The organism is Ectothiorhodospira lacustris, from assembly GCF_022227785.1.
GTDB lineage: Bacteria > Pseudomonadota > Gammaproteobacteria > Ectothiorhodospirales > Ectothiorhodospiraceae > Ectothiorhodospira > Ectothiorhodospira lacustris.
Window position 1 is genome coordinate 1 of record NZ_JAJNQM010000159.1, and the last position, 1,386, is coordinate 1,386.

2 protein-coding genes are annotated in these 1,386 nt (G+C 39.7%); one reads left to right on the forward strand and one right to left on the reverse strand.

Annotated features, from left to right (window positions below; genetic code table 11):
* A partial coding sequence (locus tag LQ952_RS15795; protein WP_238623570.1) for a glycosyltransferase family protein occupies nucleotides 1–812 on the reverse strand: 812 nt, incomplete at its 3' end.
* Nucleotides 813–860: 48 nt separating this feature from the next.
* Here LQ952_RS15795 and LQ952_RS15800 point away from each other — a divergent pair.
* The coding region (locus LQ952_RS15800; protein WP_238623571.1) for a glycosyltransferase family 2 protein at nucleotides 861–1,386 on the forward strand (526 nt) is incomplete at its 3' end.

Sequence of the window (1,386 nt, forward strand, 5' to 3'; positions counted from 1 at the left end):
CCATTTTCAATCATTTTCAGATAACGGTCATTATCAGCCTTTAAATCAAGAATGGCTCTTTTAATTTCCTGAACCTCATTAATTTCCACATAATCCAACTCTGTTATTCTCAATTCTGAACAAGATATTTCTGACCCTAATATTGCTGGCACTCCTGCATGCCAGGCGTTTATCAGTTTACTAGCAGGCTTATGATATGAGTTACTACTTAAGTCCTTTCTAACCGAAACAACCAAATCAACGGATGAATAGTCATTCCAGTGAGTGAAGTGAGACATCACCCCCCCACCCCATGAACTGGTATCGAGATCCCAGATAAGATTATTATCTTTCATAAAACACAACCATTCTTTAGTATGAAACCAAGGATGAAGGTTTCCAATATCACCTTTATAACCAATAGTTTTAACATTTGATCTTGAAACATCTCTCTTTAGAAGATTTGGCTGCGGCCAGTGTGGAATAAAGCAACAACGAGCATCTTTTGCGCTCCATTGGTTTTGCACAACCTCAAAGTCTGCATAGAGCTGGGGAGGCCTGTCTGCTCGAAAGCACACTATTAATATCGCATCGCTGCAGGCAGGATGAGTTAAAAGGCTATGAAGATCATCTGCATGGCAACAAACCACACCACGCTCCGGCGGGACATGAACAGCTTTGACATTATAACCACGGCTTCGAAGTTGAAGATAAGTCTGTGAGCACCAGCACTTTACGCCAGTAGTGAAATAATGCCAGTCTCTATTGACATCTAAACATTCAAGGTCATTCAGCAATACTTGACTTTTAAAATAAAAATATACCAAGCTCATTATAACGCACCCTATTTAACGGAACTTTCAGATTAAAACATTCCACCCATGAAAAAAATATCTATAATTATCCCAGCTTACAATGCAGAAGAATTTATTAGAAAATCCATAGAAAGCGCACTTAATCAAAATACTGAAGCAGACCTTGAAATCATTGTTATAAATGATGGCTCTACGGACAACACAGAACGTGAAGCAAAATCCTATCTACCAAAGATAAAGTACATTTCCACAGAAAACAGAGGGGTCTCCGCAGCCAGGAATTTAGGGATCATGAATGCTACCGGTGATTTCATATGCTTTCTTGATGCAGATGACACATGGCACCCAAACAAACTTAAAATCCAGCTCGAATTATTCAAAAACCATCCTGAATTAGGCACTGTTATTTGTGATGAAAGACATATTGACCGCGCAGAGAAAGTCATCCTTGCTTCATTTTTTCAGACCCATCCCATGCTTCAGGAGATCGAAGATTCAAAACCGCATCTCTCAAAACCCATATCCTGCCTCATAAAAGCCAGCCTATTCCCAACGTCTGGAGTCATGACAAGAAGTGAAATACTGCGGAAAG